The organism is Pseudomonas laurylsulfativorans, from assembly GCF_002906155.1.
Taxonomy (GTDB): Bacteria; Pseudomonadota; Gammaproteobacteria; order Pseudomonadales; family Pseudomonadaceae; genus Aquipseudomonas; species Aquipseudomonas laurylsulfativorans.
In genome coordinates, this window is sequence record NZ_MUJK01000001.1 from 1,384,121 (window position 1) to 1,407,726 (window position 23,606).

Annotated in this window: 24 protein-coding genes; 13 read left to right on the forward strand and 11 right to left on the reverse strand. The window is 60.5% G+C overall.

Annotation, left to right across the window (positions count from 1 at the left end):
• The first annotated feature begins 10 nt into the window (after window positions 1-10).
• The gene (locus B0D71_RS06100) at window positions 11-271 is read left to right on the forward strand and encodes a hypothetical protein (protein ID WP_103393943.1); all 261 of its coding nucleotides are present in this window, start codon (window positions 11-13) and stop codon (window positions 269-271) included.
• A 38-nt stretch (window positions 272-309) separates the two neighbouring features.
• Here the strand turns inward: B0D71_RS06100 and B0D71_RS06105 are convergent, their stop codons facing one another.
• A complete protein-coding gene (locus B0D71_RS06105) occupies window positions 310-546 on the reverse strand; it encodes a hypothetical protein (protein WP_103393944.1) in 237 nt (78 codons plus the stop codon).
• Between the two features lie 182 nt (window positions 547-728).
• Between B0D71_RS06105 and B0D71_RS06110 the strand changes: the two genes are divergently transcribed.
• From B0D71_RS06110 to yghX, 6 genes are all read left to right on the forward strand, one after another.
• Window positions 729-2,492: an L-lactate permease gene (locus tag B0D71_RS06110; protein WP_103393945.1), complete on the forward strand. Its 1,764-nt coding sequence runs from the start codon at window positions 729-731 to the stop codon at window positions 2,490-2,492.
• Between the two features lie 250 nt (window positions 2,493-2,742).
• Window positions 2,743-4,242 (forward strand): glycolate oxidase subunit GlcD, encoded by a 1,500-nt coding sequence (glcD, locus tag B0D71_RS06120; RefSeq protein WP_103393946.1) that lies wholly within the window; start codon window positions 2,743-2,745, stop codon window positions 4,240-4,242.
• On the forward strand, window positions 4,242-5,306 hold the full coding sequence (glcE, locus tag B0D71_RS06125) for a glycolate oxidase subunit GlcE (RefSeq protein WP_103393947.1): 1,065 nt from the start codon (window positions 4,242-4,244) through the stop codon (window positions 5,304-5,306). The genes glcD and glcE overlap by 1 nt, the downstream gene beginning before the upstream one ends.
• 3 nt (window positions 5,307-5,309) lie before the next feature.
• Window positions 5,310-6,527, forward strand: a complete 1,218-nt coding sequence (gene glcF / locus B0D71_RS06130; RefSeq protein WP_103393948.1) for a glycolate oxidase subunit GlcF — start codon at window positions 5,310-5,312, stop codon at window positions 6,525-6,527.
• A 19-nt stretch (window positions 6,528-6,546) separates the two neighbouring features.
• Entirely contained in the window at window positions 6,547-6,948 is a 402-nt protein-coding gene (locus B0D71_RS06135; protein ID WP_103393949.1) for a heme-binding protein, read from the forward strand.
• 179 nt (window positions 6,949-7,127) lie between these two features.
• Window positions 7,128-8,015, forward strand: a complete 888-nt coding sequence (gene yghX / locus B0D71_RS06145) for a YghX family hydrolase (RefSeq protein WP_103393950.1) — start codon at window positions 7,128-7,130, stop codon at window positions 8,013-8,015.
• A 129-nt stretch (window positions 8,016-8,144) separates the two neighbouring features.
• Here yghX and B0D71_RS06150 read toward each other — a convergent pair whose 3' ends face one another.
• Both B0D71_RS06150 and B0D71_RS06155 read right to left on the reverse strand, forming a co-directional pair.
• Window positions 8,145-8,798 carry a peroxiredoxin gene (locus tag B0D71_RS06150; RefSeq protein WP_103393951.1) on the reverse strand — a complete coding sequence of 218 codons (654 nt, stop codon included), beginning with the start codon at window positions 8,796-8,798 and terminating at the stop codon, window positions 8,145-8,147.
• A 118-nt stretch (window positions 8,799-8,916) separates the two neighbouring features.
• A complete protein-coding gene (locus tag B0D71_RS06155; protein WP_165798691.1) occupies window positions 8,917-9,864 on the reverse strand; it encodes an aldo/keto reductase in 948 nt (315 codons plus the stop codon).
• A gap of 124 nt (window positions 9,865-9,988) precedes the next feature.
• On the opposite strand from B0D71_RS06155, the gene B0D71_RS06160 reads away from it, so the two are divergent.
• The 3 genes from B0D71_RS06160 to B0D71_RS06170 all read left to right on the forward strand — a co-directional run bounded on the left by B0D71_RS06160 (window position 9,989) and on the right by B0D71_RS06170 (window position 12,367).
• A complete protein-coding gene (locus B0D71_RS06160) occupies window positions 9,989-10,777 on the forward strand; it encodes an alpha/beta hydrolase (protein WP_103393953.1) in 789 nt (262 codons plus the stop codon).
• Window positions 10,778-11,052: 275 nt separating this feature from the next.
• A complete protein-coding gene (locus B0D71_RS06165; RefSeq protein WP_103393954.1) occupies window positions 11,053-11,682 on the forward strand; it encodes a hypothetical protein in 630 nt (209 codons plus the stop codon).
• A gap of 19 nt (window positions 11,683-11,701) precedes the next feature.
• Entirely contained in the window at window positions 11,702-12,367 is a 666-nt protein-coding gene (locus B0D71_RS06170; protein ID WP_103393955.1) for a helix-turn-helix transcriptional regulator, read from the forward strand.
• Here the strand turns inward: B0D71_RS06170 and B0D71_RS06175 are convergent.
• Window positions 12,364-12,723: a hypothetical protein gene (locus B0D71_RS06175; RefSeq protein WP_103393956.1), complete on the reverse strand. Its 360-nt coding sequence runs from the start codon at window positions 12,721-12,723 to the stop codon at window positions 12,364-12,366. The two genes, B0D71_RS06170 and B0D71_RS06175, sit on opposite strands and share 4 nt — an antisense overlap.
• Before the next feature lie 181 nt (window positions 12,724-12,904).
• Here B0D71_RS06175 and B0D71_RS06180 point away from each other — a divergent pair, with 181 nt between their 5' ends.
• Window positions 12,905-13,765, forward strand: coding sequence for a CAP domain-containing protein (locus B0D71_RS06180; protein ID WP_103393957.1), 861 nt, complete (start codon window positions 12,905-12,907; stop codon window positions 13,763-13,765).
• Window positions 13,766-14,153: 388 nt separating this feature from the next.
• Entirely contained in the window at window positions 14,154-14,555 is a 402-nt protein-coding gene (locus B0D71_RS06185) for a GFA family protein (RefSeq protein ID WP_103393958.1), read from the forward strand.
• A 112-nt stretch (window positions 14,556-14,667) separates the two neighbouring features.
• Here B0D71_RS06185 and B0D71_RS06190 read toward each other — a convergent pair whose 3' ends face one another.
• The 7 genes from B0D71_RS06190 to B0D71_RS06220 form a co-directional block, all read right to left on the reverse strand.
• Entirely contained in the window at window positions 14,668-15,300 is a 633-nt protein-coding gene (locus B0D71_RS06190; protein WP_103393959.1) for a Vgb family protein, read from the reverse strand.
• Between the two features lie 35 nt (window positions 15,301-15,335).
• Complete coding sequence (locus B0D71_RS06195) at window positions 15,336-16,556, reverse strand: helix-turn-helix domain-containing protein (RefSeq protein ID WP_103393960.1); 1,221 nt, start codon at window positions 16,554-16,556, stop codon at window positions 15,336-15,338.
• A 97-nt stretch (window positions 16,557-16,653) separates the two neighbouring features.
• Window positions 16,654-17,421, reverse strand: a complete 768-nt coding sequence (locus tag B0D71_RS06200; protein ID WP_103393961.1) for an amino acid ABC transporter ATP-binding protein — start codon at window positions 17,419-17,421, stop codon at window positions 16,654-16,656.
• Window positions 17,418-18,077, reverse strand: coding sequence for an amino acid ABC transporter permease (locus B0D71_RS06205; RefSeq protein WP_103393962.1), 660 nt, complete (start codon window positions 18,075-18,077; stop codon window positions 17,418-17,420). The genes B0D71_RS06200 and B0D71_RS06205 overlap by 4 nt, the downstream gene beginning before the upstream one ends.
• A 10-nt stretch (window positions 18,078-18,087) precedes the next feature.
• The gene (locus B0D71_RS06210) at window positions 18,088-18,735 is read right to left on the reverse strand and encodes an amino acid ABC transporter permease (protein WP_103394036.1); all 648 of its coding nucleotides are present in this window, start codon (window positions 18,733-18,735) and stop codon (window positions 18,088-18,090) included.
• Between the two features lie 63 nt (window positions 18,736-18,798).
• The gene (locus tag B0D71_RS06215) at window positions 18,799-19,587 is read right to left on the reverse strand and encodes an ABC transporter substrate-binding protein (RefSeq protein WP_103393963.1); all 789 of its coding nucleotides are present in this window, start codon (window positions 19,585-19,587) and stop codon (window positions 18,799-18,801) included.
• Window positions 19,588-19,758: 171 nt separating this feature from the next.
• Window positions 19,759-22,806, reverse strand: a complete 3,048-nt coding sequence (locus B0D71_RS06220; protein ID WP_103393964.1) for an aminotransferase class III-fold pyridoxal phosphate-dependent enzyme — start codon at window positions 22,804-22,806, stop codon at window positions 19,759-19,761.
• A gap of 139 nt (window positions 22,807-22,945) precedes the next feature.
• Between B0D71_RS06220 and B0D71_RS06225 the strand changes: the two genes are divergently transcribed.
• Window positions 22,946-23,386, forward strand: coding sequence for an Lrp/AsnC family transcriptional regulator (locus B0D71_RS06225; RefSeq protein WP_007975212.1), 441 nt, complete (start codon window positions 22,946-22,948; stop codon window positions 23,384-23,386).
• Window positions 23,387-23,606: the final 220 nt, after the last annotated feature.

The following is a 23,606-nucleotide window of genomic DNA, read 5'->3' on the forward strand; positions in this document are numbered from 1 at the left end:
AGCAAACATCATGATTCGCAGCGTTACCCTCGCCGTGCGTTTTCCGGTGTTCGGCAATAATTTCTACGCGCAGAAATTCGAGTCACGTAAAGAGTTGACTCTGCTGTTCGACGAGAAGTTCGAGGCGTTGCTGATCCCGGCAGCCGATCATCACTTCAGCAACGAAGTGGTCGGGCTCAATGATCAGTTCCGTTTCTTGAATGACGTACTGGTCGAGCACCTGCTGGATATCGAGTTGGCAAAAAGCCCGTCCCGTTCGTTCGGGTTCTGACGGCGACCGCCGGTCGCCCTCGCACGGACGGTTACCGCTCACAGCGTCCGCTGGCTATTACCGATCCCCTTGGCGATATCGATCCCCCAATCCATCGCCGCCTCCATGTCCAGCAAGTGCGGCCGGGGATCGTGGTCTTCATTGATGACCGTGCCGTCCGGCCGGTAGACACCTATAAACATTCCCAACGAACCATCCTTCAAAATCTCGGCCTTGACCTCGATCCTGCATCCATTCGACAGCGTTTCCTTGTGGACCTCATGGCGCTCAGTCATTGCTGCTTTCCTCCCGTCTGTGGATTGCGAGCCTACTGGCAATGCTAGCTCAGCCCCCCGCAAAGCGCTGATCCGCCCTTACCAACGGCCTGCCCTGACTGCGCCGCAATGCCACCTATACTGAAGGCCACCTCCCCCCCCAGGGGATCTGCACGTCCAACAATAAAAAGCAGAGGTGGAACATGGTCTGGCAGCAAGTCTACGATCCGTTCGGTAACCCGGTGCTTTCAACGCTCATGGCGGCTGTGCCGGTGGTGGTGATGCTGGCGTCCCTCGCATTTTTCCATGTCAAGGCGCACCTGGCAGCGCTGCTCGCCCTGGCCTCGGCCTTGCTGATCTCGATCTTCGCCTTCGGCATGCCGGCGAGCATGGCAGGTTCGGCGGCGTTGTTCGGTGCAGCCAATGGACTGCTGCCAATTGGCTGGATCGTATTGAACATCATCTTCCTGCACCGTCTGACCACCGAGAACGGTTCGTTCAAAGTGCTGCAAGACTCCCTGGCACGCATCACCGATGACCGACGCCTGCAATTGCTCCTGATCGCTTTCTGCTTCGGTGCGTTTTTCGAAGGCGCGGCCGGTTTCGGTACACCGGTGGCGGTGACCGGGGCGATTCTGATCGGGCTGGGGTTTTCGCCACTCGCCGCCTCGGGGCTGGCGCTGATCGCCAACACCGCCCCCGTGGCGTTCGGCGCCCTTGGCACGCCGATCATCACCCTGGCCAAGGTCACCGGACTGGATGAAATGGAGCTGTCGATGATGGTCGGCCGGCAATTGCCATTCTTCTCAGTGCTGGTGCCGTTCTGGCTGATCTGGGCCTTTGCCGGCTGGCGCAAGATGCTGGAAATCTGGCCGGCGATCCTCGTGGCCGGGGTCAGTTTTGCCGTGCCGCAGTTCCTCGTGTCGAACTATCACGGGCCGATGCTGGTGGACGTGATCGCTGCGCTGATTTCCATGGCCTGCCTGACCGGCTTCCTCAAGATGTGGAAACCAGCCACGGTGCACACTTCCGCTGCACTGTCCGGTCGCGTCGACAACTCGAAGATCGACGCCGAGCACGACGAAAAGCCTGTACCCACTGCAACCTTCGCCAACGAGGCGAAACCGGCGGTCATGCGCGCATGGATGCCGTGGATCATCCTCACGATCTTCGTGTTCATCTGGGGGACCCAGGGCTTCAAAAATACCTTCGACACCCGCCCGGCGATTGACCCGCAAACCAGCTCGGCCAAACTCGACCCTCAGGGCAAACCGCTGCGCGAGGCCAACCCGGTGTTCGCGCCGGTCGTGACCTTCACCACCCTGCACTTGCAGGTCGAAAAAGTCCCGCCCGTGGTGCCTGCACCGAAAACCGAAGAGGCGATCTACAAGTTCACCTGGTTCACCGCTACCGGTAGCGGCATTCTGCTGGCGGCGATTGTCGGCGGCTTGCTGATGGGCTACTCGATCCCGCAACTGATTCGCCAATACCTGCGCACCCTGTGGGTGGTGCGTTACTCGCTGATCACCATTGCGGCGATGCTCGCATTGGGCTTTCTCACACGCTACTCCGGCCTGGATGCGACCATGGGCCTGGCCTTCGCGGCGACGGGCATTTTCTACCCGATGTTCGGTACTTTGCTCGGCTGGCTCGGCGTGGCGTTGACCGGCTCGGACACCGCGTCCAACGTGCTGTTCGGCGGTTTGCAACGGGTGACCTCCGAGCAGTTGGGCATCAGCCCGGTGTTGATGGCCGCCGCCAACAGTTCCGGCGGGGTCATGGGCAAGATGGTCGACGCCCAGTCGATCGTGGTCGCCTCCACCGCCACCCGCTGGTACGGCCATGAAGGGGAAATCCTGCGCTACGTGTTCTTCCACTCGATTGTGCTGGCGATCCTGGTCGGCGGGCTGGTGACGCTGCAGGCCTATGTCGCACCGTTCAGCCACATGGTGGTGGGTGGCCATTAAATCGAATACACGCGTCATTCTGCTTAACCCTGACCCCTGTGGGAGCGAGCTTGCTCGCGATAGCGGCAGACCATTCGACATCTATGTTGAATGACACTCCGCCATCGCGAGCAAGCTCGCTCCTACAGTGGATGGTGGTACGTCGAGCAGAGAACGATCCCATGGACAGCTGAGCCTGATGGGCCAATGATTAAGACAGTGGACCGCGAAAACAGACCTCACGCATCAACAAAACGAGTGTCGAGCGCCAATGAACATTCTCTACGATGAGCGCGTTGACGGCGCCTTGCCCGACGTCGACAAACAGGCGCTGTTGCACGCGCTGCAAACCCGCTTGCCGGGTCTGGAAATCCTGCATCAGCAGGAGGAACTCAAGCCCTACGAATGCGATGGCCTGTCGGCCTATCGCACCACCCCGATGCTGGTGGTGCTGCCCCGGCACATCGACGAGGTGCAAGGGGTACTGCGCGTCTGCCATGAACGGCACGTCCCCGTGGTGGCCCGGGGCGCCGGTACCGGTTTGTCCGGTGGTGCGCTGCCCCTGGAGAAAGGCGTGCTGCTGGTGATGGCGCGCTTCAACAATATCCTGCACATCGATCCCGCCGCCCGTACCGCACGGGTTCAGCCCGGCGTGCGCAATCTGGCGATTTCCCAGGCGGCGGCACCGTTCGGCCTGTATTACGCGCCGGACCCGTCCTCGCAAATCGCCTGCTCCATCGGCGGCAACGTCGCGGAAAATGCCGGTGGCGTGCACTGCCTGAAGTACGGCCTGACGGTGCACAACGTACTCAAGGTCGACATCCTCACCGTCGATGGCGAGCATCTGAGCCTGGGCTCCAATGCCCTCGACGCCCCCGGTTTCGATCTGCTGGCACTGTTCACCGGCTCCGAAGGTTTGCTCGGGGTGATTACCGAGGTCACGGTCAAACTGCTGCCCAAACCGCAGACCGCCAAAGTGCTGCTGGCGGCGTTCGACTCCGTGGAAAAAGCCGGGCGCGCGGTCGGCGACATCATCGCCGCCGGCATCATCCCCGGTGGCCTGGAAATGATGGACAACCTGGCCATCCGCGCCGCCGAGGACTTCATCCACGCCGGTTACCCGGTGGATGCCCAGGCCATTCTGCTGTGCGAACTCGATGGTGTTGAAGCCGATGTCTCTGATGATTGCGACCGGGTGCGCCAGGTACTGCAACAGGCCGGCGCGACTGAGGTGCGCCAGGCCAAGGACGAAGCCGAGCGCGTGCGTTTCTGGGCCGGGCGCAAGAATGCCTTCCCGGCGGTGGGCCGCCTCTCGCCGGACTATTACTGCATGGACGGCACCATCCCCCGGCGCGAACTGCCCGGCGTGCTGCATGCCATCGCCGAGCTGTCGAACGAATACGGCCTGCGGGTGGCGAACGTGTTCCATGCCGGCGACGGCAACATGCATCCGTTGATTCTGTTCGACGCCAACCAACCCGGTGAACTGGACCGCGCCGAAGCCCTGGGCGGCAAGATCCTGGAGTTGTGCGTGAAAGTCGGCGGCAGCATCACCGGGGAACACGGGGTGGGTCGCGAAAAGATCAATCAGATGTGCGCGCAGTTCAACAGCGATGAGCTGACCCTGTTCCATGCCATCAAAGCCGCCTTCGACCCGAGCGGCCTGCTCAACCCCGGCAAGAACATTCCGACCCTGCACCGCTGCGCCGAATTCGGTGCCCTGCATGTGCATCACGGTCAACTGCCCTTCCCTGAGCTGGAGCGTTTCTGATGCGCGGCCCTGAAGATTTCGATGACAGCCAGTCTCTGCTGGAACAGGTCAATCAGGCGCTGGAAAACGCCACGCCGTTGCGCATTCAGGGTTCCAACAGCAAGGGCTTTCTCGGGCGCACCACCGCCGGGGAAATTCTCGACACCCGCTCGCACCGTGGCATCGTCAGTTACGACCCGACTGAACTGGTGATCACCGCGCGCTGCGGCACACCGCTGTCGGAACTGGCGCAAGTGCTGGATGCCGCGCAACAAATACTGCCCTGCGAGCCGCCGTCCTTTGGCGATGGCGCCACCGTCGGCGGCATGATCGCCTGCGGGTTGTCCGGGCCACGGCGCCCGTGGTCCGGCTCGGTGCGGGATTTCGTCCTCGGCACGCGGGTCATCACAGGGCAAGGCAAGCTGTTGCGCTTCGGTGGCGAGGTGATGAAAAACGTCGCCGGCTACGACCTGTCGCGCCTGATGGCCGGCAGTTACGGTTGCCTCGGGCTGATTACCGAAGTGTCCCTGAAAGTGCTGCCCAAACCCCGACAGTGCCTGAGCATCAGCCTGGAAATGAACACCGAACAGGCCTTGCTGCGCCTGGCGGATTGGGGCCAGCAGCCGCTGCCGATCAGCGCTGCCTGTCACGACGGTTCACGCCTGCACCTGCGGCTCGAGGGCGGTGAAGGTTCGGTGGCGGCGGCCCATGAGCGCCTCGGCGGCGAACGGCTGGACGCTGCCTTCTGGGACGATCTCAACGAACAGCGCCTGAGCTACTTCGATGAAGACCAGCCGCTGTGGCGCCTGTCCCTGCCGCACAACACGCCGCGCCTGTCGCTGCCGGGGCGCCAGTGGGTCGACTGGGGCGGCGCCCAGCGCTGGTTGAAGTCCGATGCCGAAGCGGCGTTCATTCGCCAGGTCGTCGACGAGGTCGGCGGTCATGTCACCTGCTTCAGTCACGGCCTGACCGACACGCCGTTCCATCCGCTGCCGCCGGCGCTGATGCGCTATCACCGCAACCTCAAACAACAACTCGATCCACGGGGCATCTTCAACCCCGGACGCCTGTACGCGGAGCTTTGAACCATGCAGACGACCTTGAGTGAACGCGCCAGCCATCTGCCCCGTGCCGCAGAAGCCGAAAGCATCCTGCGCACCTGCGTGCACTGCGGGTTCTGCAATGCCACGTGTCCGACCTATCAATTGCTCGGCGATGAGCTGGACGGACCGCGAGGGCGCATTTACCTGATCAAGCAAGTGCTGGAAGGCAACGACGTCACGCAAAAGACCCAGCAACACCTGGATCGCTGCCTGTCGTGCCGCAATTGTGAAACCACCTGCCCGTCGGGCGTCGATTACCACAACCTGCTGGACATCGGGCGGGCGGTGGTCGATGCGGCGGTGCCGCGCCCGCTCGGTCAACGCCTGTTGCGCGAGGGGTTGCGCCAGACTGTACCGCATCCCGATCTGTTCAAGAGCCTGGTCAATGGCGGTCAGGTGTTCCGCGCCCTGCTGCCCGGCCCCCTGCAAAGCAAGTTGCCGCGCAGTGTCTACCCGGCCAAGCCGCGGCCCATGACCCACCGTGAGCGCCAGGTGCTGATGCTCGAAGGTTGCGTGCAGCCCGGCCTGTCACCCAACACCAATGCCGCGGCGGCGCGGGTGCTGGACCGGTTGGGGATCAGCGTCATCGCGACCCGCGAAGCCGGTTGCTGTGGTGCCGTGGACTACCACCTGGATGCCCAGGCCGCCGGCCTCGATCGCGCCCGACGCAACATCGACGCGTGGTGGCCGGGCATCGAAAAAGGCACCGAGGCGATTGTGCAGACCGCCAGCGGTTGTGGCGCCTTCATCAAGGACTACGGCCATCTGCTCGCCAGCGACCCGGCCTATGCCGACAAGGCGAAAAAGGTCAGCGAACTGGCCCGGGACCTGGTGGAGGTGTTGCGCGACGAACCACTGGAAAAGCTCGGCATCCACGCCTCCCAGCGCCTGGCCTTCCATTGCCCCTGCACCTTGCAGCACGGGCAGAAGCTCGGCGGTGCCGTGGAAGCGCTGCTGAGCGAACTCGGTTTCAACCTGACGCCCGTTCCCGACGGGCACCTGTGCTGCGGCTCGGCGGGCACCTACTCACTGACCCAGCCCGAATTGTCGCGACAACTGCGCGACAACAAGCTCAACGCCCTGGAAAGCGGCCATCCCGAGGTGATTGTCACGGCCAACATCGGCTGCCAGTCGCACCTCGACGGCGCGGGCCGAACCCCGGTGCGGCACTGGATCGAACTGGTCGAAGCCGCCCTGCCCTAAGCGAATCCCGGAGATGCCCATGAACAGCAAAGCCGTCCTGAGCCAGGCCGAAGTCGGCCAGATCATCAAAGCCGCCCGCGCCGAAGCGCAGGCCAACCAATGGGCCGTGACCATAGTGGTCGTCGATGACGGCGGCCACCCCCTGGCCCTCGAACGCCTCGACGGCTGCGCGCCGAGCAGCGCGTACATCGCCACCGAAAAGGCCCGGACCTCAGCCCTCGGGCGGCGCGAATCGAAAAGTTATGAGGACATGGTCAACAGTGGGCGCTACGCTTTCCTGTCAGCACCCGTGCTGACTTCGCTGGAAGGTGGCGTGCCGATTGTTTTTGATGGGCAAGTGATTGGTGCCATCGGTGTGTCGGGCGTCAAGCCGGAACAGGATGCGCAGGTAGCCAAGGCCGGGGCGCAGTGCCTGGAATGAGGTTTTGGCATCACCTTTCCCCCTGTGAATGGGCTTGTGGCGAGGGGGCTTGCCCCCGTTGGGTCGCGAAGCGGCCCCCGAAAAATGGGACTGCTGCGCAGTCCAACGGGGGCAAGCCCCCTCGCCACAGGCCCGCTCCCACAGGGGCCGTGTTCAACCTTATATGAGGAAGCGCACCGATGACCCGTCTAACCGCAAAAGACTTCGCCCCCGAACTGCTGGAACTGTACGACTACTACGCCCACGGCAAGATCAACCGCCGGGAGTTTCTCGACCGTGCGGCGTTGTTTACCTTCGGCGGTTTGACCGCTGGCGCCCTGCTCACTGCACTAAGCCCCAACTATGCACTGGCCGAGCAGGTCGAGTTCACCGATCCGGACATCCTTGCCGAATACGTCACCTACCCGTCGCCCAAGGGCCACGGCGAGGTTCGCGGTTACCTGGTGCGTCCGGCCAAGGCCAGCGGCAAAGTGCCGGCGGTGGTGGTCGTGCACGAGAACCGTGGGCTCAACCCCTACATCGAAGACGTGGCGCGGCGTGTGGCCAAGGCCGGCTTCATCGCCCTCGCCCCGGACGGCCTGAGTTCGGTCGGCGGTTATCCCGGCAATGACGACAAAGGCCGCGAACTCCAGGCCACGGTCGACCCGGAAAAGCTGATGAACGACTTTTTCGCCGCCGTCGAGTGGATGATGAAACACCCGGCCGCCACGGGAAAAGTCGGCATCACCGGGTTCTGCTACGGCGGTGGCGTGACCAACGCCGCGGCCGTGGCCTACCCGGAACTGGGTGCCGCCGTGTCGTTTTATGGCCGTCAGCCGACGGCCGAGGAAGTGCCCCGGATCAAGGCCCCGGTGATGCTGCACTACGGCGAACTGGATACGCGGATCAACGAAGGCTGGCCCGCCTATGAGAAGGCGTTGAAGGCCGGGGGCAAGACCTATGAGGCCTACATTTACCCGGGCTGCAACCATGGCTTCCACAACGACTCGACGCCGCGTTATGACGAGGCGGCGGCCAAGCTGGCGTGGGAGCGGACGTTGGGGTGGTTTAAAAAGTATCTGGTTTGAGGAGTCAACAGGGCCGGCCCCATCGCGGGCAAGCCCGCTCCCACAAGGTCCGAGTCGAAGCACATATCTGTGAACGACTCAGGTACCTGTGGGAGCCTGCTCGCGAAGGCGATTTCAGGGCTGCCGAGGTTACTTCGGTTGCGCCACCGTCCGCAGATACGGCTTCAGGGTCTTGAAGCCATCCGGGTATTTCTTCTTCGCATCTTCGTCAGACACCGAAGTCGGAATGATCACATCCTCACCCGGCCGCCAGTTCACCGGCGTGGCAACAGTGTGCTTGGCGTTCAGTTGCAGGGAATCGAGCAGGCGCAGCACTTCATCGAAATTGCGCCCGGCGCTCATCGGGTAGATCAGCATGGCCTTGACCTTCTTGTCCGGGCCGACGATGAACACCGAACGCACCGTGGCGTTGTCCACCGCCGTGCGTGCGCCGCCGCTGGCATTGGGGTGGATCATGTCGTAGAGCTTGGCCACCACCAGGTTTTCGTCGCCGATCAGCGGATAGTTGACCGCGCAGCCCTGGGTCTCGGCGATGTCACCGACCCAACGGTTGTGGTCACTGACCGGGTCGACGCTGAGGCCGAGGACCTTGGTGTTGCGCTTGTCGAATTCCGGCTTGAGTTTGGCCAGGTAACCCAGTTCGGTGGTGCACACCGGGGTGAAGTCCTTGGGGTGGGAAAACAGGATGGCCCAGCCATCGCCGACCCATTGGTGAAAATTGAGCGTGCCTTCGGTGGTTTCAGCGGTGAAATCCGGTGCTTCGTCGCCAATACGGATAGCCATGTTCGATCTCCTTGCAGTGATGGACAGGGACGCCGTCAGGGCACCGAATGCGCTTTCAACGGCATGGACGCGAGACAGTATAGGAGAGGTTCGGTAATTCAAGCCTGCGCCGGGTGAGTCACTCGCCCACCAGTGCAATCAGCTGGTGACGCTGGGCATCGGTCAGCATCGGGCCGAAACCGGCCCTGGCGTTTTCCGCCATGTAGCGCGGGTTGCCGGTGCCCGGAATCACGCAGGTCACCGCTGAATGCGACAGCAGGAATTTCAGCGCCAGTTGTGGCCAGCTCTTGACCCCGACTTGCGCCGCCCAGCCTGGCAGCGGTTTGTCTTTGAGTTTGGCCAGCAGGCCGCCACCGCCAAACGGCCGATTGCAGATCACCGCCACGCCCCGCTCGCGGCACAACGGCAGCAAGCGTTTCTCGACGCCGCGATCATCCAGCGCGTAGTTGATCTGCAAGAAATCCAGTGGCTCGGCCTTGAGTACCGCCTCCACTTCTTCATAGGCCGATGCGGTGTAATGGCTGATGCCGATGTAGCGAATGCGCCCTTTTTCCTTCCAGTGGCGCAGGGTCGGCAGGTGCGTCTGCCAGTCCAGCAAGTTGTGGATCTGCATCAGGTCGATCCGGTCGGTCTGCAACAGAGCGAAAGATTGCTCCATCTGCGCGATGCCCTCTTCGCGACCCCGGGTCCACACCTTGGTGGCCAGGAACGCCGGCGAGCGTGGCTCATGAATCGACAGCAGTTCGCCGATGGAATGTTCGGCGCGACCGTACATCGGCGAGCTGTCGATCAACGTGCCACCCTTGTCGAACAACGCATCCAGTACCGCGGGCAAGTCCTTGTAGGCCGGTTGCGAAGGCTCGACGTCGAATCCGCGATAAGTGCCCAAGCCTACGATCGGCAAGGGCTCGTTGCTGGAAGGAATGGCGCGAGTCTGCATGGTCTTGCCTCCTGTTCCCGTCGGTGGCGCAGGTTGTGCCCCCACCGGACCGAACGTGAAGACCGCCGAAGCACCGGCAGCCAGCGTGAGTATTTCTCTACGGGTGTAACCCTCAGGATGGCTCATAAAACGCTTCTCACCAGTCATTCGGGTTCGGCCCGTGCGTCAACAGTCCGGACAACCCGCGCCAAGGGTCGATTGACTAGACTCAGAAAGCCTTGCGCTAGCCACTTTCAAACCCCGAGCAATCATGCCGCCCACTAACGTTAGTCGAATGTCACGCACCCTGGTGTTACTCGTCGTCATCGTCGCTGCGCTGTACCTGGTGCTGTGCGTCGCGCTGTTCGTGTTTCAACGGGCGCTGATCTATTACCCGCAACCGCGCGCCGTCGGGACAGCCGCAACGCTGCTCACCCTGCCGGTCGCCGACGCCCAGGTGCTGGTCACTGTCCGTCCTCACGAGGGGCCCAACGCGCTGATTTATTTTGGCGGCAATGCCGAAGACGCCTCGCGCAACTTGCCCGTGTTCTCCCAGGCGTTCCCTGACTACGCGCTGTATCTGCTGCATTACCGTGGCTACGGCGGGAGTTCCGGCTCGCCTTCCGAAGAGGCCATTGCCCGCGATGCCATCACGTTGTTCGACACGGTGTATGCCAGCCATGCGCATGTGGCGGTGGTCGGACGCAGCCTGGGTTCCGGGGTTGCCGTACGCCTTGCCAGCCAGCGCCCGGCCGCACGGCTGGTGCTGATCACGCCCTACAACAGCCTCGAAGGGCTGGCCGCCCGTCAGTTTCGTTGGTTTCCGGTGCGCTGGTTGTTGAAGGACAAATTCCAGTCCTGGCGCTACGCCGCCCGTATCACGGTGCCGACATTATTGATCGCGGCCGAGCATGACGAGGTGATTGCGCGCCCGAGCACCGAGCGTTTGTATACGCACTTCGCCAAAGGCGTGGCGTCGTTGCAGGTCATACCGGGGACGGGGCATAACTCGATCAGCGAAAGCCCTGATTACCTCGAAGCACTGAGGGAAGGCTTGTAGCGGCAATATCCATCCTTGTGGCGAGGGGGCTTGCCCCCGTTCGAGCGCGAAGCGGTCGCAAAACAACGACATGAGGTTTGCCTGAGATACCGTATCGTCTGGATGAGGACTACTTCGTAGCCCTACGGGGGCAAGCCCCCTCGCCACAAAGAGCAAAGTCACTTTCGGTAGCCGGCCATGACCATTGGTCCGAGAGTTTTCTTTGGGCCAATAAAAACATATTTTTATGCCTATATTGATACTGTCGAACGTTCCCACTCTCAGAGGGTGCCGTCATGAATATCAAAACCCTGGCTTTGCTCCTGCTGGCTTTCTGTGCACAACCGGTCTGGAGCCAGACTCCCACCGCTTCACCCGCCGCTGCCGATAGCCCCGCGCTGACTACGCGCCTGGCCGAGCGTGACCTTTGGGTCGAACACATTTTCTGGATCAGAAACTACGCGCTGGCCAATCAATCCGCGGACCAGAAGCAAGCCAAAGTTGCGGCGGACCAGGTGGTCGACAACGCCACCAAAATCGCCAACAGCATCGCCCCGCTCTACGGCCAGCCCGCGGCGGATCAACTGCTCAAGCTGCTTGCCGGTCATTGGGGCGCGGTGAAACACTACAGCGACGCCACGGTGGCCAAGGACACCAAGGGCAAGCAGGCCGCCGTCACCGATCTGACCAGCAATGCCAAGGCGATTGCGGCATTCCTGGCCGGCGCCAACCCCAATCTGCCTGAAGCCACACTGGTCAACATGTTGTCCGCCCATGGCGGTCACCACATCGCCCAGATCGATGAGTTTGCCGCCCACGATTACGCCGGCGAAGCCCGTACCTGGGCGATGATGCGCACGCACATCCTGGCCTTGGCCGATGCGTTGACCGGTGCGCTGGTCAAGCAATTCCCGGACAAATTCTGATATCGCGCGAGGGTTTCCCATGCTGGAAGGACTGGGCCGAACACAGCAAGACTTGCTCAATGCGCTGCTGCATCATGCTGGCGGCATGAGCATTGACGAGTTGGCTGAGCATCTGGCGGTCACGCGCACCGCGATTCGCCAACACCTGGCGGCGCTGGAGCGTGATGGTCTGGTGCTGCGCGGCGACACCCGGCCGACGGGGCGCCGTCCGGAGCAGCTGTATCGGCTCACCGACCACGCGCGGGAGCAGTTCCCTCGCCACTATCAGCTGCTGGCCAGCGTATTGATCGATGAAGTCGCCGCCATCATCGGCCCCCAGGCCCTGGCCTCGCTGATGCGCAGCATGGGCCGCAAACTGGCGCTGGACCGTGAGCAACAGGTCGTGGACGAAGCCAGAATCGTCCAGCACATGAACCAGGCGGGCTACGAGGCCGAAGTGTTTTTTCGCTCAGGCGACAGCCCGGAAATCGTCGCGCACAACTGCGTGTTCCATCGCCTGGCCGCCGAGCATCCGGTGGTCTGCGAACTGGACCTGGCCTTGATCGGCGCGCTGGGCGGCGGTGAAGTCGAGCACAGCGAATGCATGGTGCGTGGCGGGCATGTCTGTCGCTTCAGGCTGCGGCCGAGCGAAACCCCGGACGTCGCGACAAAGGCGGCTTCAGCCAGTACCGATCAGCCAGCCTAGTGCTTGCGTGACAGCCGTTGCTGCCAGTTTCCGGCGTTGTCCCGCTGGCAGGCTTCTTCAGAATCGAAAAGTACATGGGCCGCCACCGGGCCGAGTTGAACCTGCGCCTCAGCCAAGGCCATGGCGGTGAATTCAACCATGCGATCGCCCTGTCCCTTGGTCAACGCCTGCTCCCTGTCAACCTGCGTATCGAAGACCCAGATCACCTTGAGGCTGGCCGGAAACCGAGCGTAGTCGACGACATGAGTCAGCCACTGGAACCCGACGATTTCCGCTTTGGCCATCTCGCACGCTTCGGTCAGGGTGGCGACCAGGCGCCGTTCGATATGCGCCTGATCGCGTTTGCTCAAACTCATGGATTGATCCTTGTCCGGGGCAAAAAGTCTCATCATACAGACCCGCCGACACCCTTCGTCGGACTCATGGCTTCGCCCGCAAATAGACATGCCTGCGCCGTGAACCTTGTCTCCAGACCCCGGTCATACCCCAGCGTTTTTTCCTCTCCTATCGTCGTCATCTCATCCGAGTTGTCCGTCCATGCGCCAAACCGTCGTTGCCTTGCGCTTTTCTTCGCTGTGCCTGTTTTCCCTGCTCCCCGTTTTCGCCAGCCCTGCCCACGCCGATGGGCAACGACAACTGGTCGACGCCATCAACGACTATCGCGCCCATCCGCAACGCTGCGACCGACGACCGGCGCAACGCTTATCACCCCTGACGCTCAAATCGAACCTGGCCCTGCCCGTTGGTTATGGCGGAGGGTTGCGGGACCGGTTAAAGGCTTCCGGCTATCAGGCCACCATGGTGCGGTCGATCCGCGTGGTGGGTGCACGGGATGCCGAAGAAGCGTTCGATATGTTCCAGGATGAGCACTGCGCCGCACTACTCGACAATCAATACGCCGACATCGGTGTCAGCCGCGCCGGGAGCGAGTGGCAAGTGGTACTCGCCAAGCCGGTACTCGATGGACGGACCGGCGATCCACGCAGCGCCGCTCAGGCGTTGCTGGCACAGGTCAACGCGGCCCGGGGCAAACCGCGACTGTGCGGTCGCCAGCGTTTTTCCGCCGCGCGGCCGCTGTCCTGGAGTGCGGCCTTAGGTTCCGCAGCACAAAGCCACAGCAAGGATATGGCCTACGGCAACTATTTCGCCCACCAGGACCGCGACGGCGACATGCCCTCCGACCGCGCCAGGGCCGCCGGTTACCGTGGCCGGCAGATCGGTGAAAACATCGCCGCAGGACAAGGCTCACCGAGCAAGGCCATGGCCGGCTGGCTCGCCAGCCCCGGGCATTGCGCCAACCTGATGAACCCGATGTTCACCCAGGTCGGTGCCGCTTACGCCGCCAATGCGCGCAGCGACGAAGGTGTTTACTGGACGATGCTGTTTGGCGCGCCTTGAGCCGCTGACCGGCCCCACCTTGCGGGCATTAAAAAGCCCGCTCTGAGCGGGCTTTGTGGGTGAATGTAACAAGTAGGTGGCCGGTGCTGGTCTCCGGCTTACAAGGTTTATCAGGCCTCCCACAGAAGAGTCGTGAAACCGTAATGGAACTCTTCTGCTTCACACGGCATAAGGGCTGGATCCCAGCGCGGGGATCTTTCTAACCGTGTACCCTTCGGAACGCGCCCCACGTCTCCTTGCTATCCTTTTGCGCATCAGTCTGCGTCTTCACCTACAGGTTTGAGAATAGCAAAACACACACGATTGCCAACCGGGCTTTTAGACCGATTTCGACCAGCAGAAAACCCGGCAGGAAACAAAAATACTATCGACAAGGAGATGACGTTACATGGATGAGTTTCACCGGGGCAGTTGCCTCTGCGGCGCCATCAAATATGGTTTGTCGACCGAGCTGAAAGCCGTCACCCATTGCCATTGCAGGCAATGCCGAAAGAGCCATGGGGCTGCGTTTGCGACCTACGCGAGCGCGCCCGCCTCGGCGCTATCGATCATGACCGGCGCTGATTCGCTGATGGCGTATGAATCCTCCAAAGGCGTCACGCGGCAGTTCTGTTGCCGTTGCGGATCTTCGCTGTTCTGGACTGACTCGACAGGAGCGTTTTCCGAGTGGGTTTCGATTGCCCTCGGTACCCTGGATACGCCGCTACGCCCCCGCAAGCAAAAACATGTGAATGTCGGCTCGAAAGCGGATTGGCACAACATCAGCGATCAGCATCCACAAACCGACTGAGGCACATTCAATATTTATGGCGCCTGACACTCCCAAAGTTGATCTGCGTCGAATGCGAAATCTGCGTACACCCTCCCACACAGGTTGTACCGGGTGACCTTGCTGCAACGCATCACGAAGGCCGGCGCACTACCCTTACCTTGCCGCTATCGCCGCCACCGCAGAACAACCGCTCGCCGCCATCGGACTCCAGTCCCGACACGCCAACGCCTTCCGGCATCTTGAGGCTCTCCAGTACTTCACCGGTTTGCGAGTCGATGCGCCGCAGTTCACTCTCGTCGCCCTCCCAGGTGCCATGCCACAGCGAACCTTGCACCCAGGTCACACCGGTGACGAAACGGTTGGATTCGATGGTGCGCAGGATCTTGCCGGTCTCGGGGTCGATCTGGTGGATCTTGCGTTCGCGGTACTGGCCCACCCACAACGTCCCTTCGGCCCAGGTCAGGCCCGAATCGGTGCCTGCGCCGGGGGCAGGAATCGTCGAGAGGATGCGGCCGCTGCGGGGGTCAATTTTGTGGATGCGGTCTTCGGCGATCTGGAACAGGTGCTCGCCATCGAACGCCGTGCCGGCATGGGCGGCGACATCGATGGAGCTCAGCACCTTGCCGCTTTGCGGGTCCAGGGCGTTGATTTTGTTGTTGCAGGCGAACCAGACCTTTTCGCCGTCCCAGGTGACGCCGCACACATGGTCGACATCGGCAAACGGGCCATATTCACGAATGATTTCAGCGCTTGCGTGTTTCATTCCGGCATTCCTCATGGGGGTTGGTGGCGTTCATCCTAGCCACCGGGCAGCGGCGCCGGGAGTAACAAGGTCGTCGCGAATCCCGGCACCGGCGGTGTCATCCAGCGCCGCGCGCGACCACGGCCAAACCACTGCACCTTGCCCTGTTCCGCCAGTGTATCGAGCGCCCGTTGCACCGTGCGCTGGCTGGTGCCCAGCGCCAAGGCCAGGGCGGAGCTCGACCACGACTCGCCATCGGCGAGGCAAGCAAATACCGCGGCAAATCTTTCCTCGACCGGTTGCGCCAGTGTCACCACATCCGTACACACCGGCGATTGCAGCGCATAACCGCGAGCCGTCGCGGTGATGCCGGCCAAGGGCTTGAGTGCTTGACGCAGCCTGCCGATTTCCACGCGAAGCCGGGCGCGATGGGATTCATCCGCGAGCTTCAAGCGGAACGCCCGGGCGATCAGCGTTTCCCGTGCGACATCGGCGGGCCACGCTTCGGCCAATGCGCGGGCAAGCATGAACAGGATCGGCCGCGTCGCGAGCGACACCGACATGCCACAGCCACGTACGGCGTAGCGGCAGGCATCCACCACCAGCGACGTTGAGCTGAGCAACGCTTCAACTTCATCGAGCAACAGCGGCCGTACTTCCCCTCGGGCAATCAGGCGTGCCGCAGGGGTATCGAGCAAATGCGCAGCGTGTTCGACCTCGGCCATCAGCGCGGCAATTCCCGTTTGACCGGCCGCCTGTCGGGCCCTGGTCAACGCATCCCGTGCCGCGTGCGATTGCAGGCGCCGAATGGCGATCCCCGCCAGCACCAGTTCATGAATTGCGCGCAAGGCCGGCGGCAATGGGCCGGGGTCGAGTTCGGCCAGCAGTTGCTGCGCCTCGTCGAGCTGGCCGATCAGCAGCAAACGGCGGATTTGCAGATACCGCGCATGGGCGGCATTGACCCGGTCTCCGTGCTGCTCAAGGGTGACCCGCGCCGTTTCGAGCGCCTTGACCGGCCAGCCGAGTTCCCGCGAAGCCAGGGCGATTTCGGCCTCGGCCACCACACAGCGCGCCCGGGCCAGCACTTCCCTGGGTGCAAAGGCCCGTTGCGCGCGCTTGACCAGCGCCCGGGCCCGCACCAGATCGCCCAGTTGCGCCATGGCGATACCGCGCAGGGCCAGCGCCGGTGCGTCGTCGCGCAAGGCCACACGGTCCAGTGCGCCCAGCGGATTACCCGCTGCCAGCGCCTGGGCGGCTGCCGTGATTATCGAGTCCATCGAAATCCCGCCACGCTTGTCACTCCCGCCATTCGATACCCGGGTTTAGTCTAATTCACGACCATTCACCAGGACCGTAGAGCGGTTAAATCGCACCTTATCTATCGTGCAAATGCTTTTTCAAGAATGACCGGGTTCGTTCATGGACGGGGTTTTGCAGGATCTCTTGCGGTGCCCCCTCCTCGACTACAACCCCGCCGTCCATGAAGACAATCCGGTCTGCAACTTCGCCTGCAAAGCGCATTTCATGAGTGACGATCAACATTGTCATATGCTCCGCAGCGAGTTGCTTCATGACCAGGTTGACCTCTTCGACAAGCTCAGGGTCCAGTGCCGATGTAGCCTCATCGAACAGCATGACTTTTGGCTGCATCGCCAGTGCTCGTGCTATGGCAACGCGTTGCTTCTGCCCGCCCGACAAGCGAGAAGGATACTCATCGATTTTGTTGGCCAATCCAACTTTCGACAAGTATTCCATTGCCAACTCACGAGAGGCTTTTTTCGTAACGCCCTTGAGTTTTATCGGGCCAAGCGCAATGTTTTCACACACGGTCAAATGCGGAAATAGATTGAAGTGTTGGAACACCATGCCCATCTGCTGACGCACAGCGTTTATATGCTGCTCAAACGCACGACCTTTCAATGGCCGGTTGACTTGTTCGCCCTCTAGCCAGATCTCGCCATCGTCGAGCACTTCCAGATGATTGATTGAGCGCAGGAGCGTGCTTTTGCCAGAACCGCTCGGGCCGATGATGGCGATGATTTGTCCGCGAGAGATGGAAAGATCGATGCCCTTGAGTACTTCAAGTGCTCCGTAAGCCTTGCGAGCGCCCTTCACCTCAACCATGAATGCCTTGCTGATCATCGTGACATCTCTACCTTGTTTTCGAGGAGATGCAGGCCGCCTTCCAGAACAAGATTGGCTGCATAGTAAATAACCGCAACAGTCAGATAAAACTCAAACGGGCTATAGGTCTCGCTCACGGCAAGTTGCGCGCTGTACACCAACTCGGCAATACCGATGATGGAAACCAGGGAGGTGTCCTTCAACAGGACAATCAGGTTGTTTCCCAGTGGCGCAATAGTCCTGCGCAGCGCCTGCGGCACGATGATGTAACGCTGGGTCTGTCCACGGCTGAGGCCAATGGAACGGGCACCTTCGATTTGCCCCGGGTCTACCGACACCACGCCGGCACGAATGACGTCGGCGTTGTAGACGGCAAAGTGCAAACTCAGGCCTATGATGCCAGCCACCAGTGCAGGAATATCGATGCCCACTTGCACAAGACCATAATAAATCACGTACAACTGCAGAAGCAGTGGAGTGCCCATCAGTAACCAGGTCATAAAACGCACGGGCAGCGCCAACACCTTGGGCGCATAAAGAACGATGAGTGCAAAAGCTATCCCGGCCATCAAACTCAATACGCTGGAACTTACAAACATCACGACCGTCCACCAAAGACCGGTCGCAAGCAGCTCGGAATAAGGTGTAACTATACTAAGATCCAGGCTTTGCATATGAATGCTCTCACCTTGCCGCGAAGCGATTATCGAGATAGTCGACAATAAATCTGACCGAGTAGACCATCACGATGTAAAGCAGTGCAGACACCATGAAAATCTCAAAAGGTTTGTACGTTGAACTGATAAAGCGTTGCGCTGTATATGAAAGTTCAACAACAGAGATCGTCGACACCAATGCAGAACCTTTGATAAGAGCGACAGCATTCACTCCCAGCGGTCTTATCATCAGTTTTGCAGCTTGTGGCAGCGTGATGAACCACAAGGTTTGGCCTCGCCCGAAACCAATTGAACGTGCCGCTTCTTCCTGGCCAAGGTCAACGTTGATGATAGCGCCACGAATGGACTCGGCCATGTAGGCGGCGATGTTCAGGCCCAAGCCGATGACGCCTGCCGCAAACGGCTCCAGCTCAAGTCCGATCTGCGGTCCACCAAAGTAAATGATGAACAGTTGAACCAGGCAGGGAGTGCCGCGAAAAACGCTGATGTAGAGTCTTGCAAGGCATCGAAAGGCAAGAACAGTGGACAACCGGGCAGCCACCAGCACGATTGCGACCAGAAAACCAAGCAGAAGAGCAAGTACAGAGATCTGCACCGTAATCCAGGCCGCCTCCAGGAAAAACGGGAATGTGCGTTGTATGAGAGTCAGATCCATGAGCACGCTCGGAAAAGTCTGATTGGCTGGCTCGACGATAAGTCGAGCCATGCTAAATACGAATCAGCGGATATCGTTGCCAATCCACTTCATCGAGATCTTTTCGTAGGTGCCGTCGGCGAGCATGTCTTCAAGAGCCTTCTGCATCGTCGCCTTGAGTTCAGGGTTATTTTTGCGCAACGCAATACCCATTCCCTCAAGAGCACCATCGCTATCCGGCGGAGTAATGATGCGCACTTTCTGCCCGGTTTCCTTGACGGCGACCAACACCGGAACACTGTCCATCACAATCGCGTCGATACGACCGGCCTCCAGATCGACCAGCATTTCCGGAAGCCCCTTGTAGGTTCTGACCTTCAGGTTGCCGCGGGCCCTGGCCCATTTATCGTGGGCGTCGCCGAGGGTCACGCCGACAATCACCTCTTTAAGATCATCGAGGCTTTTGATCGAAGAATCTTCCTTCACTACGATCGTGCGGCCGGCATGGTAATAGGGCCCCACAAAATCCACTGCCTTCTGCCGTTCCGGGGTAATGGTCATGGAAGCGATAATGGCGTCATATTTTTTCGCGAGAAGACCTGCAATTATCCCGTCGAATGGCGTGGTAATGATCTTCACTTTTACCCCCATCCGCTCAGCCAATGCCTCGCTGATGGACGCGTCGAATCCAACAATCTGATTCTGCTCGTTGGCAAAGCTGAAGGGAGAGTATTGACCGCTCATCGCGATGCGGATTTCCTGGGAATCCTGAATCGACTTCAAATCATCAGCGTGAACAGCCGAAGTGGAAAGTAGCGCCGCTGCCGCCACGGTAGAAGCGACAATCAAACCCTTGAGCTTTTTGGTTAGCATTGGATGGCACCTTGGAAGAATTGTTTTTTATTTTCTTGGAGTTATTCAGCCGGCCTTCATGAAAAGTCTTGCATAGGCACTTCTGGAAAGCACCCGGCAAGGTGTCAGCCTGCCTGACACATTGCCGGAGTTGGCCGACACTATGTCGGGCAGTCACATCGTCCAAGCTGGTTAGCGGAGTGCGGCCTTGAAACTTTCGTCCAGGACCTCGAGCAGAAAATCAGCATTTGCCTGACTGAATATCATCGACGGGCGCATTTTCAGGACATTGTCGTGTGGCCCTTCAGTACCGATCAAAATGCCTCGCTCCCTGGCAGCATCGGCTACTTTCCTGGCCAACTCCGTGGCTGGAACTTTCGTTTTGCGATCCGTGACAAGTTCTATCCCGAGAAACAGACCCTGCCCGCGCACATCGCCAATTGCCTCGTAGCGCTGCTGCAACTTGCGAAAGCCGTCGAGCAAATAGTTGCCAATGGTCAGTGCGTTGAGTTTCAGGTTATCGCGCTCGATCACATCGAGTACCGAGAGCCCTACAGCACATGAAACCGGACTGCCGGCGAAGGTATTGAAGTACTCCATGCCATTGTTGAAGCTGTCGGCAATTTCCCGCGTGGTCACCACTGCCGACATGGGATGGCCATTGCCAATGGGTTTGCCCATGGACACGGCATCGGGAACGACACCCTGGGTTTCAAAAGCCCACCAGTGGCTGCCGACACGACCAAAGCCGACCTGGACTTCGTCAGCCAGGCAAAGGCCGCCCTCAGCACGGACCATCGCATAGACTTCTTTCAAGTAGTTTTCCGGGAAGAACAGTTGCCCGGCGACACTTGGAATGGACTCCGCCAGGAAGAACGCCGGAGCTCTGCCCTGCTTGCGCATGAGCTCGATCTGATCCGCCACGCTCTCGGCGTAACGCTTGCCAAGTTCCTCGAACGCCCACTGATCCATGCCACGGTAGGCATCCGGGACGGCCGCCTCGAACACATGGTCTGCGCGCCCTTTACCGGCTTTACGCTTGTATTTGTAAGGGCTGAGGTCAATCAGTTCCTGTGTCGTGCCGTGGTAAGCCCAATCCAGCACGATCGCATCGTTACGCCCGGTGTGATTGCGCGCCATACGCAGCATGAGGCTGTTTGCTTCACTGCCCGAACAACCGAAGGAAGCCACCGCCAGACCTTCAGGCAAAGTGGCGGTGAGCCGCTCTGCATACTCGACGATATTGTCGTGCAGGTAACGCGTGTTGGTGTTCAGGCGTGCAGCCTGCCGCGAAAGTGCTTGCACCACATCCGGATGAGAGTGGCCGAGATGGCACACGTTATTGAAACAGTCCAGATACGCCCTGCCAAAGTTATCGATCAACCAGACCCCGTCACCGCGAACGAACTTGATCGGGTCCGAATAGGAAATCGACAGGTTTGGCAGTAACAGCTCCTTGCGCTTGGCCACAAGCTCGGCCTTGGTGCGTCCGTCCTGGCTGTAGGTTTCCGCAGGAATCCCCGCGAGGGTCGATGCATCGGGGAACAGGTCCGCCCATACCTCAAGATAAGCCCGCTCACCCACACCGATGAACTCGCCCGCTTTCAACCCGGTGTCGGTGGACATCTGAAAATGCACATGGGGGATCCACCCGCCATTTTCCGTATCCGCCCCCATGTATCCCACCAGCGCGCCAGCTTCCAGGCGGTCACCGGGCTTGAGCCGCGCCAGGGCTTCATGCGCCATGTGCCCCCACAGCGTCAGGAATGGCGGGCAACCTTCAGGCGAGTGCTTGAGCATGATCAAACCGCCATAACCCAGCGGCTCATGCTCGACCTCGACGCTCTGCACCACACCGGCAACAGGCGTATAGAGCGGCGTCCCTGCGGGCATGATCAAGTCGACACCGACGTGAATGATCCGACGCTGCCCTTCGATGAATCGCGACTCAAACGCCGTGTCGGTGTAGATGGTCCTTTCCTCGCCCCATGGCCCGATGCCGAGCGGTACCTTGTGCTCGGCAGAAAAATCACTCCACCACTTCGTCGCCTGCGCCGGACGCTGCTCGGCTGAAGCGATGGTCATCACATGCGAAGCGTCGCCGAACGGGGCAATGGCCTTGTTCATGGTCGCAGCCGATGGACGCACGATATCGGCGAAGGACTTGCTGTTTTCAGCCACCCAGCGGCGCACCGCACCCGCGCCTTCGATCGCATCAAAACCACAGGCTTTGCGCAGGATCGCCGTCGCCAGTCGGGGGTTCATGCGATCCATCCGCTCCAGAAGGCGCCAGGCCGGCGCTTCGCTGATGCCAAGGTAGGGATTGTCTTGCGTACGGTCGCATCGCGAGGCCGACAAGGTAACGCTGGTGACCAGGCGCATCGCAATGAGATTGAAGAGGACGTCAAGCTCCTCCAGTTGCAGAGGGTACTTCTCATGGAAACCGGCCGTGAGGGCGGCGGCAGCGCCGATCGGGTCTTCCATGTCGAGAATGGAATAGGCGCAGGTAATGGCGACTTCGGCAATCAGGATCGTATGGACCGCATCGCCAAAATCGATGACGCCCGAGACGTTCTGATGATTGCGGGAATCGACGAGGATGTTCCAGTCATTGCCGTCATTGTGAATGACTTGCGCACGCAGACGCGGAAGCTTCGGTTGGACGCTTTGTTCGAAGTTCTCAATGAAGCGCTCCAGGATGGCCCTTCTGCCAGGATCTGTGACGAAGTGCAGGCGTGATCGCGAACGTGCGGCGTGACGCAAATCCCAGTCGAGATCACGCACCGCGCCCGGATGGATGAAGCCCTGAAGTGCACGGTCGATCTCACCGAACGATTGGCCAAGGCTGCGCATCAATTCGAACGTACGCTCGACCTCGGCAAGCGGTGTTCCCTGCAACCAGCTCACCAGGCGGACCGCATGGGTTTCGCCGGTGTGCGCTACGGCCGAGGCCAGATATTCACCCGCCAGGCTTTTCTTCAGAGAAGGCACGGTAAGCTCGGGATTGTGAGTGGCGAGATGGCTGAGAATGGCCGTCTGAAACTCGCTCTCAACGCGCGGTTCGGTCGAGTTGACGACCTTGAGAATCCATCCCGCATCGGTTCCGGTATTCAGCCGGTAGTTGCGGTCGCGCTCGCCATCCAGCGGCGTGGCCGTACCGACAACGTTGAAAAGCTGCTCACTGAGTTTTTCGGCATCCCCGGTCGAGAACTGGGGAGCGGGATGGGAAAGATTTGTCATGGTAGTTGTTTTCCAAGCCATTTTTTTCAGATAGCTTGGCACGCAACGCCCAGGACGGCAGTAGGTATACGGTCGGCTTGCGCCTGCATATTGCCGGAATCGACCGGCACAATTTCGGCAGCAAAATTAGGGAGTTCTGATGCGCGACCTGGACACGAAAGATCGCGAAATACTCGAAATTCTTTCCAAGGAAGCCCGGATTGCCCTGAAGGCCCTGGCAGCGAGAATCGGGCTCTCAAGAAGCGCTACCAGCGAACGGGTCATCAACCTTGAACGCAATGGCGTGATCAGGGGCTACCGGGCGGATATCGGTGAAATCGACGCCAACGTGATTCGCGCAATCCTGCTGGTCTGCCTCAAGCGCACGCCTGCAATGGGCCTGCTGGATCTACTTGCGCAAAACTCGCAGGTCCGTCGCGTGTCCTCGGTCAGTGGCCAGCTCGACCTGGTCATCGAAATCGAATCGCGAACCATCGATGACCTGAACCGGGTCAGGGATGCCGTCGCCAGTCACGATTACGTTGAAGACATCACCACCGCTGTTGTTCTGCGGCGCGATATTGATCGGCAGAGTTCCTGATTTGCTGGGGGGCGAAATTGCACTGCACTTGATCAGGCGTTTGCATTCGAACTGAGCAGGCATTTGGATTCGTTCTGACCACCCATTGCATCGGGTTTGAGCCGGTTGCTTCTTGGCCGTGACCGGGAGAGAACGGCCAGAAGCTACCTCTCGACAAGGCCAGTCATCAGCCAACAGCGGCAACCCAAACAACTACTAATCTCTCTATAGAAGTACGCTC

What these genes read in the sequence shown, in the direction of transcription:
- glcD (WP_103393946.1), top strand. Translation starts at nt 2,743, where the DNA reads ATGAACATTCTCTACGATGAGCGCGTTGACGGCGCCTTGCCCGACGTC.
- glcE (WP_103393947.1), top strand. Translation starts at nt 4,242, where the DNA reads ATGCGCGGCCCTGAAGATTTCGATGACAGCCAGTCTCTGCTGGAACAG.
- B0D71_RS06135 (WP_103393949.1), top strand. Translation starts at nt 6,547, where the DNA reads ATGAACAGCAAAGCCGTCCTGAGCCAGGCCGAAGTCGGCCAGATCATC.
- B0D71_RS06210 (WP_103394036.1), bottom strand. Translation starts at nt 18,735, where the DNA reads ATGGATCTGACTCTCATACAACGCACATTCCCGTTTTTCCTGGAGGCG.
- B0D71_RS06165 (WP_103393954.1), top strand. Translation starts at nt 11,053, where the DNA reads ATGAATATCAAAACCCTGGCTTTGCTCCTGCTGGCTTTCTGTGCACAA.
- B0D71_RS06180 (WP_103393957.1), top strand. Translation starts at nt 12,905, where the DNA reads ATGCGCCAAACCGTCGTTGCCTTGCGCTTTTCTTCGCTGTGCCTGTTT.
- B0D71_RS06190 (WP_103393959.1), bottom strand. Translation starts at nt 15,300, where the DNA reads ATGAAACACGCAAGCGCTGAAATCATTCGTGAATATGGCCCGTTTGCC.
- B0D71_RS06220 (WP_103393964.1), bottom strand. Translation starts at nt 22,806, where the DNA reads ATGACAAATCTTTCCCATCCCGCTCCCCAGTTCTCGACCGGGGATGCC.
- B0D71_RS06185 (WP_103393958.1), top strand. Translation starts at nt 14,154, where the DNA reads ATGGATGAGTTTCACCGGGGCAGTTGCCTCTGCGGCGCCATCAAATAT.
- yghX (WP_103393950.1), top strand. Translation starts at nt 7,128, where the DNA reads ATGACCCGTCTAACCGCAAAAGACTTCGCCCCCGAACTGCTGGAACTG.
- B0D71_RS06110 (WP_103393945.1), top strand. Translation starts at nt 729, where the DNA reads ATGGTCTGGCAGCAAGTCTACGATCCGTTCGGTAACCCGGTGCTTTCA.
- B0D71_RS06160 (WP_103393953.1), top strand. Translation starts at nt 9,989, where the DNA reads ATGCCGCCCACTAACGTTAGTCGAATGTCACGCACCCTGGTGTTACTC.
- B0D71_RS06225 (WP_007975212.1), top strand. Translation starts at nt 22,946, where the DNA reads ATGCGCGACCTGGACACGAAAGATCGCGAAATACTCGAAATTCTTTCC.
- B0D71_RS06100 (WP_103393943.1), top strand. Translation starts at nt 11, where the DNA reads ATGATTCGCAGCGTTACCCTCGCCGTGCGTTTTCCGGTGTTCGGCAAT.
- B0D71_RS06155 (WP_165798691.1), bottom strand. Translation starts at nt 9,864, where the DNA reads ATGAGCCATCCTGAGGGTTACACCCGTAGAGAAATACTCACGCTGGCT.
- B0D71_RS06205 (WP_103393962.1), bottom strand. Translation starts at nt 18,077, where the DNA reads ATGCAAAGCCTGGATCTTAGTATAGTTACACCTTATTCCGAGCTGCTT.
- B0D71_RS06170 (WP_103393955.1), top strand. Translation starts at nt 11,702, where the DNA reads ATGCTGGAAGGACTGGGCCGAACACAGCAAGACTTGCTCAATGCGCTG.
- B0D71_RS06195 (WP_103393960.1), bottom strand. Translation starts at nt 16,556, where the DNA reads ATGGACTCGATAATCACGGCAGCCGCCCAGGCGCTGGCAGCGGGTAAT.
- glcF (WP_103393948.1), top strand. Translation starts at nt 5,310, where the DNA reads ATGCAGACGACCTTGAGTGAACGCGCCAGCCATCTGCCCCGTGCCGCA.
- B0D71_RS06215 (WP_103393963.1), bottom strand. Translation starts at nt 19,587, where the DNA reads ATGCTAACCAAAAAGCTCAAGGGTTTGATTGTCGCTTCTACCGTGGCG.
- B0D71_RS06105 (WP_103393944.1), bottom strand. Translation starts at nt 546, where the DNA reads ATGACTGAGCGCCATGAGGTCCACAAGGAAACGCTGTCGAATGGATGC.
- B0D71_RS06200 (WP_103393961.1), bottom strand. Translation starts at nt 17,421, where the DNA reads ATGATCAGCAAGGCATTCATGGTTGAGGTGAAGGGCGCTCGCAAGGCT.
- B0D71_RS06175 (WP_103393956.1), bottom strand. Translation starts at nt 12,723, where the DNA reads ATGAGTTTGAGCAAACGCGATCAGGCGCATATCGAACGGCGCCTGGTC.
- B0D71_RS06150 (WP_103393951.1), bottom strand. Translation starts at nt 8,798, where the DNA reads ATGGCTATCCGTATTGGCGACGAAGCACCGGATTTCACCGCTGAAACC.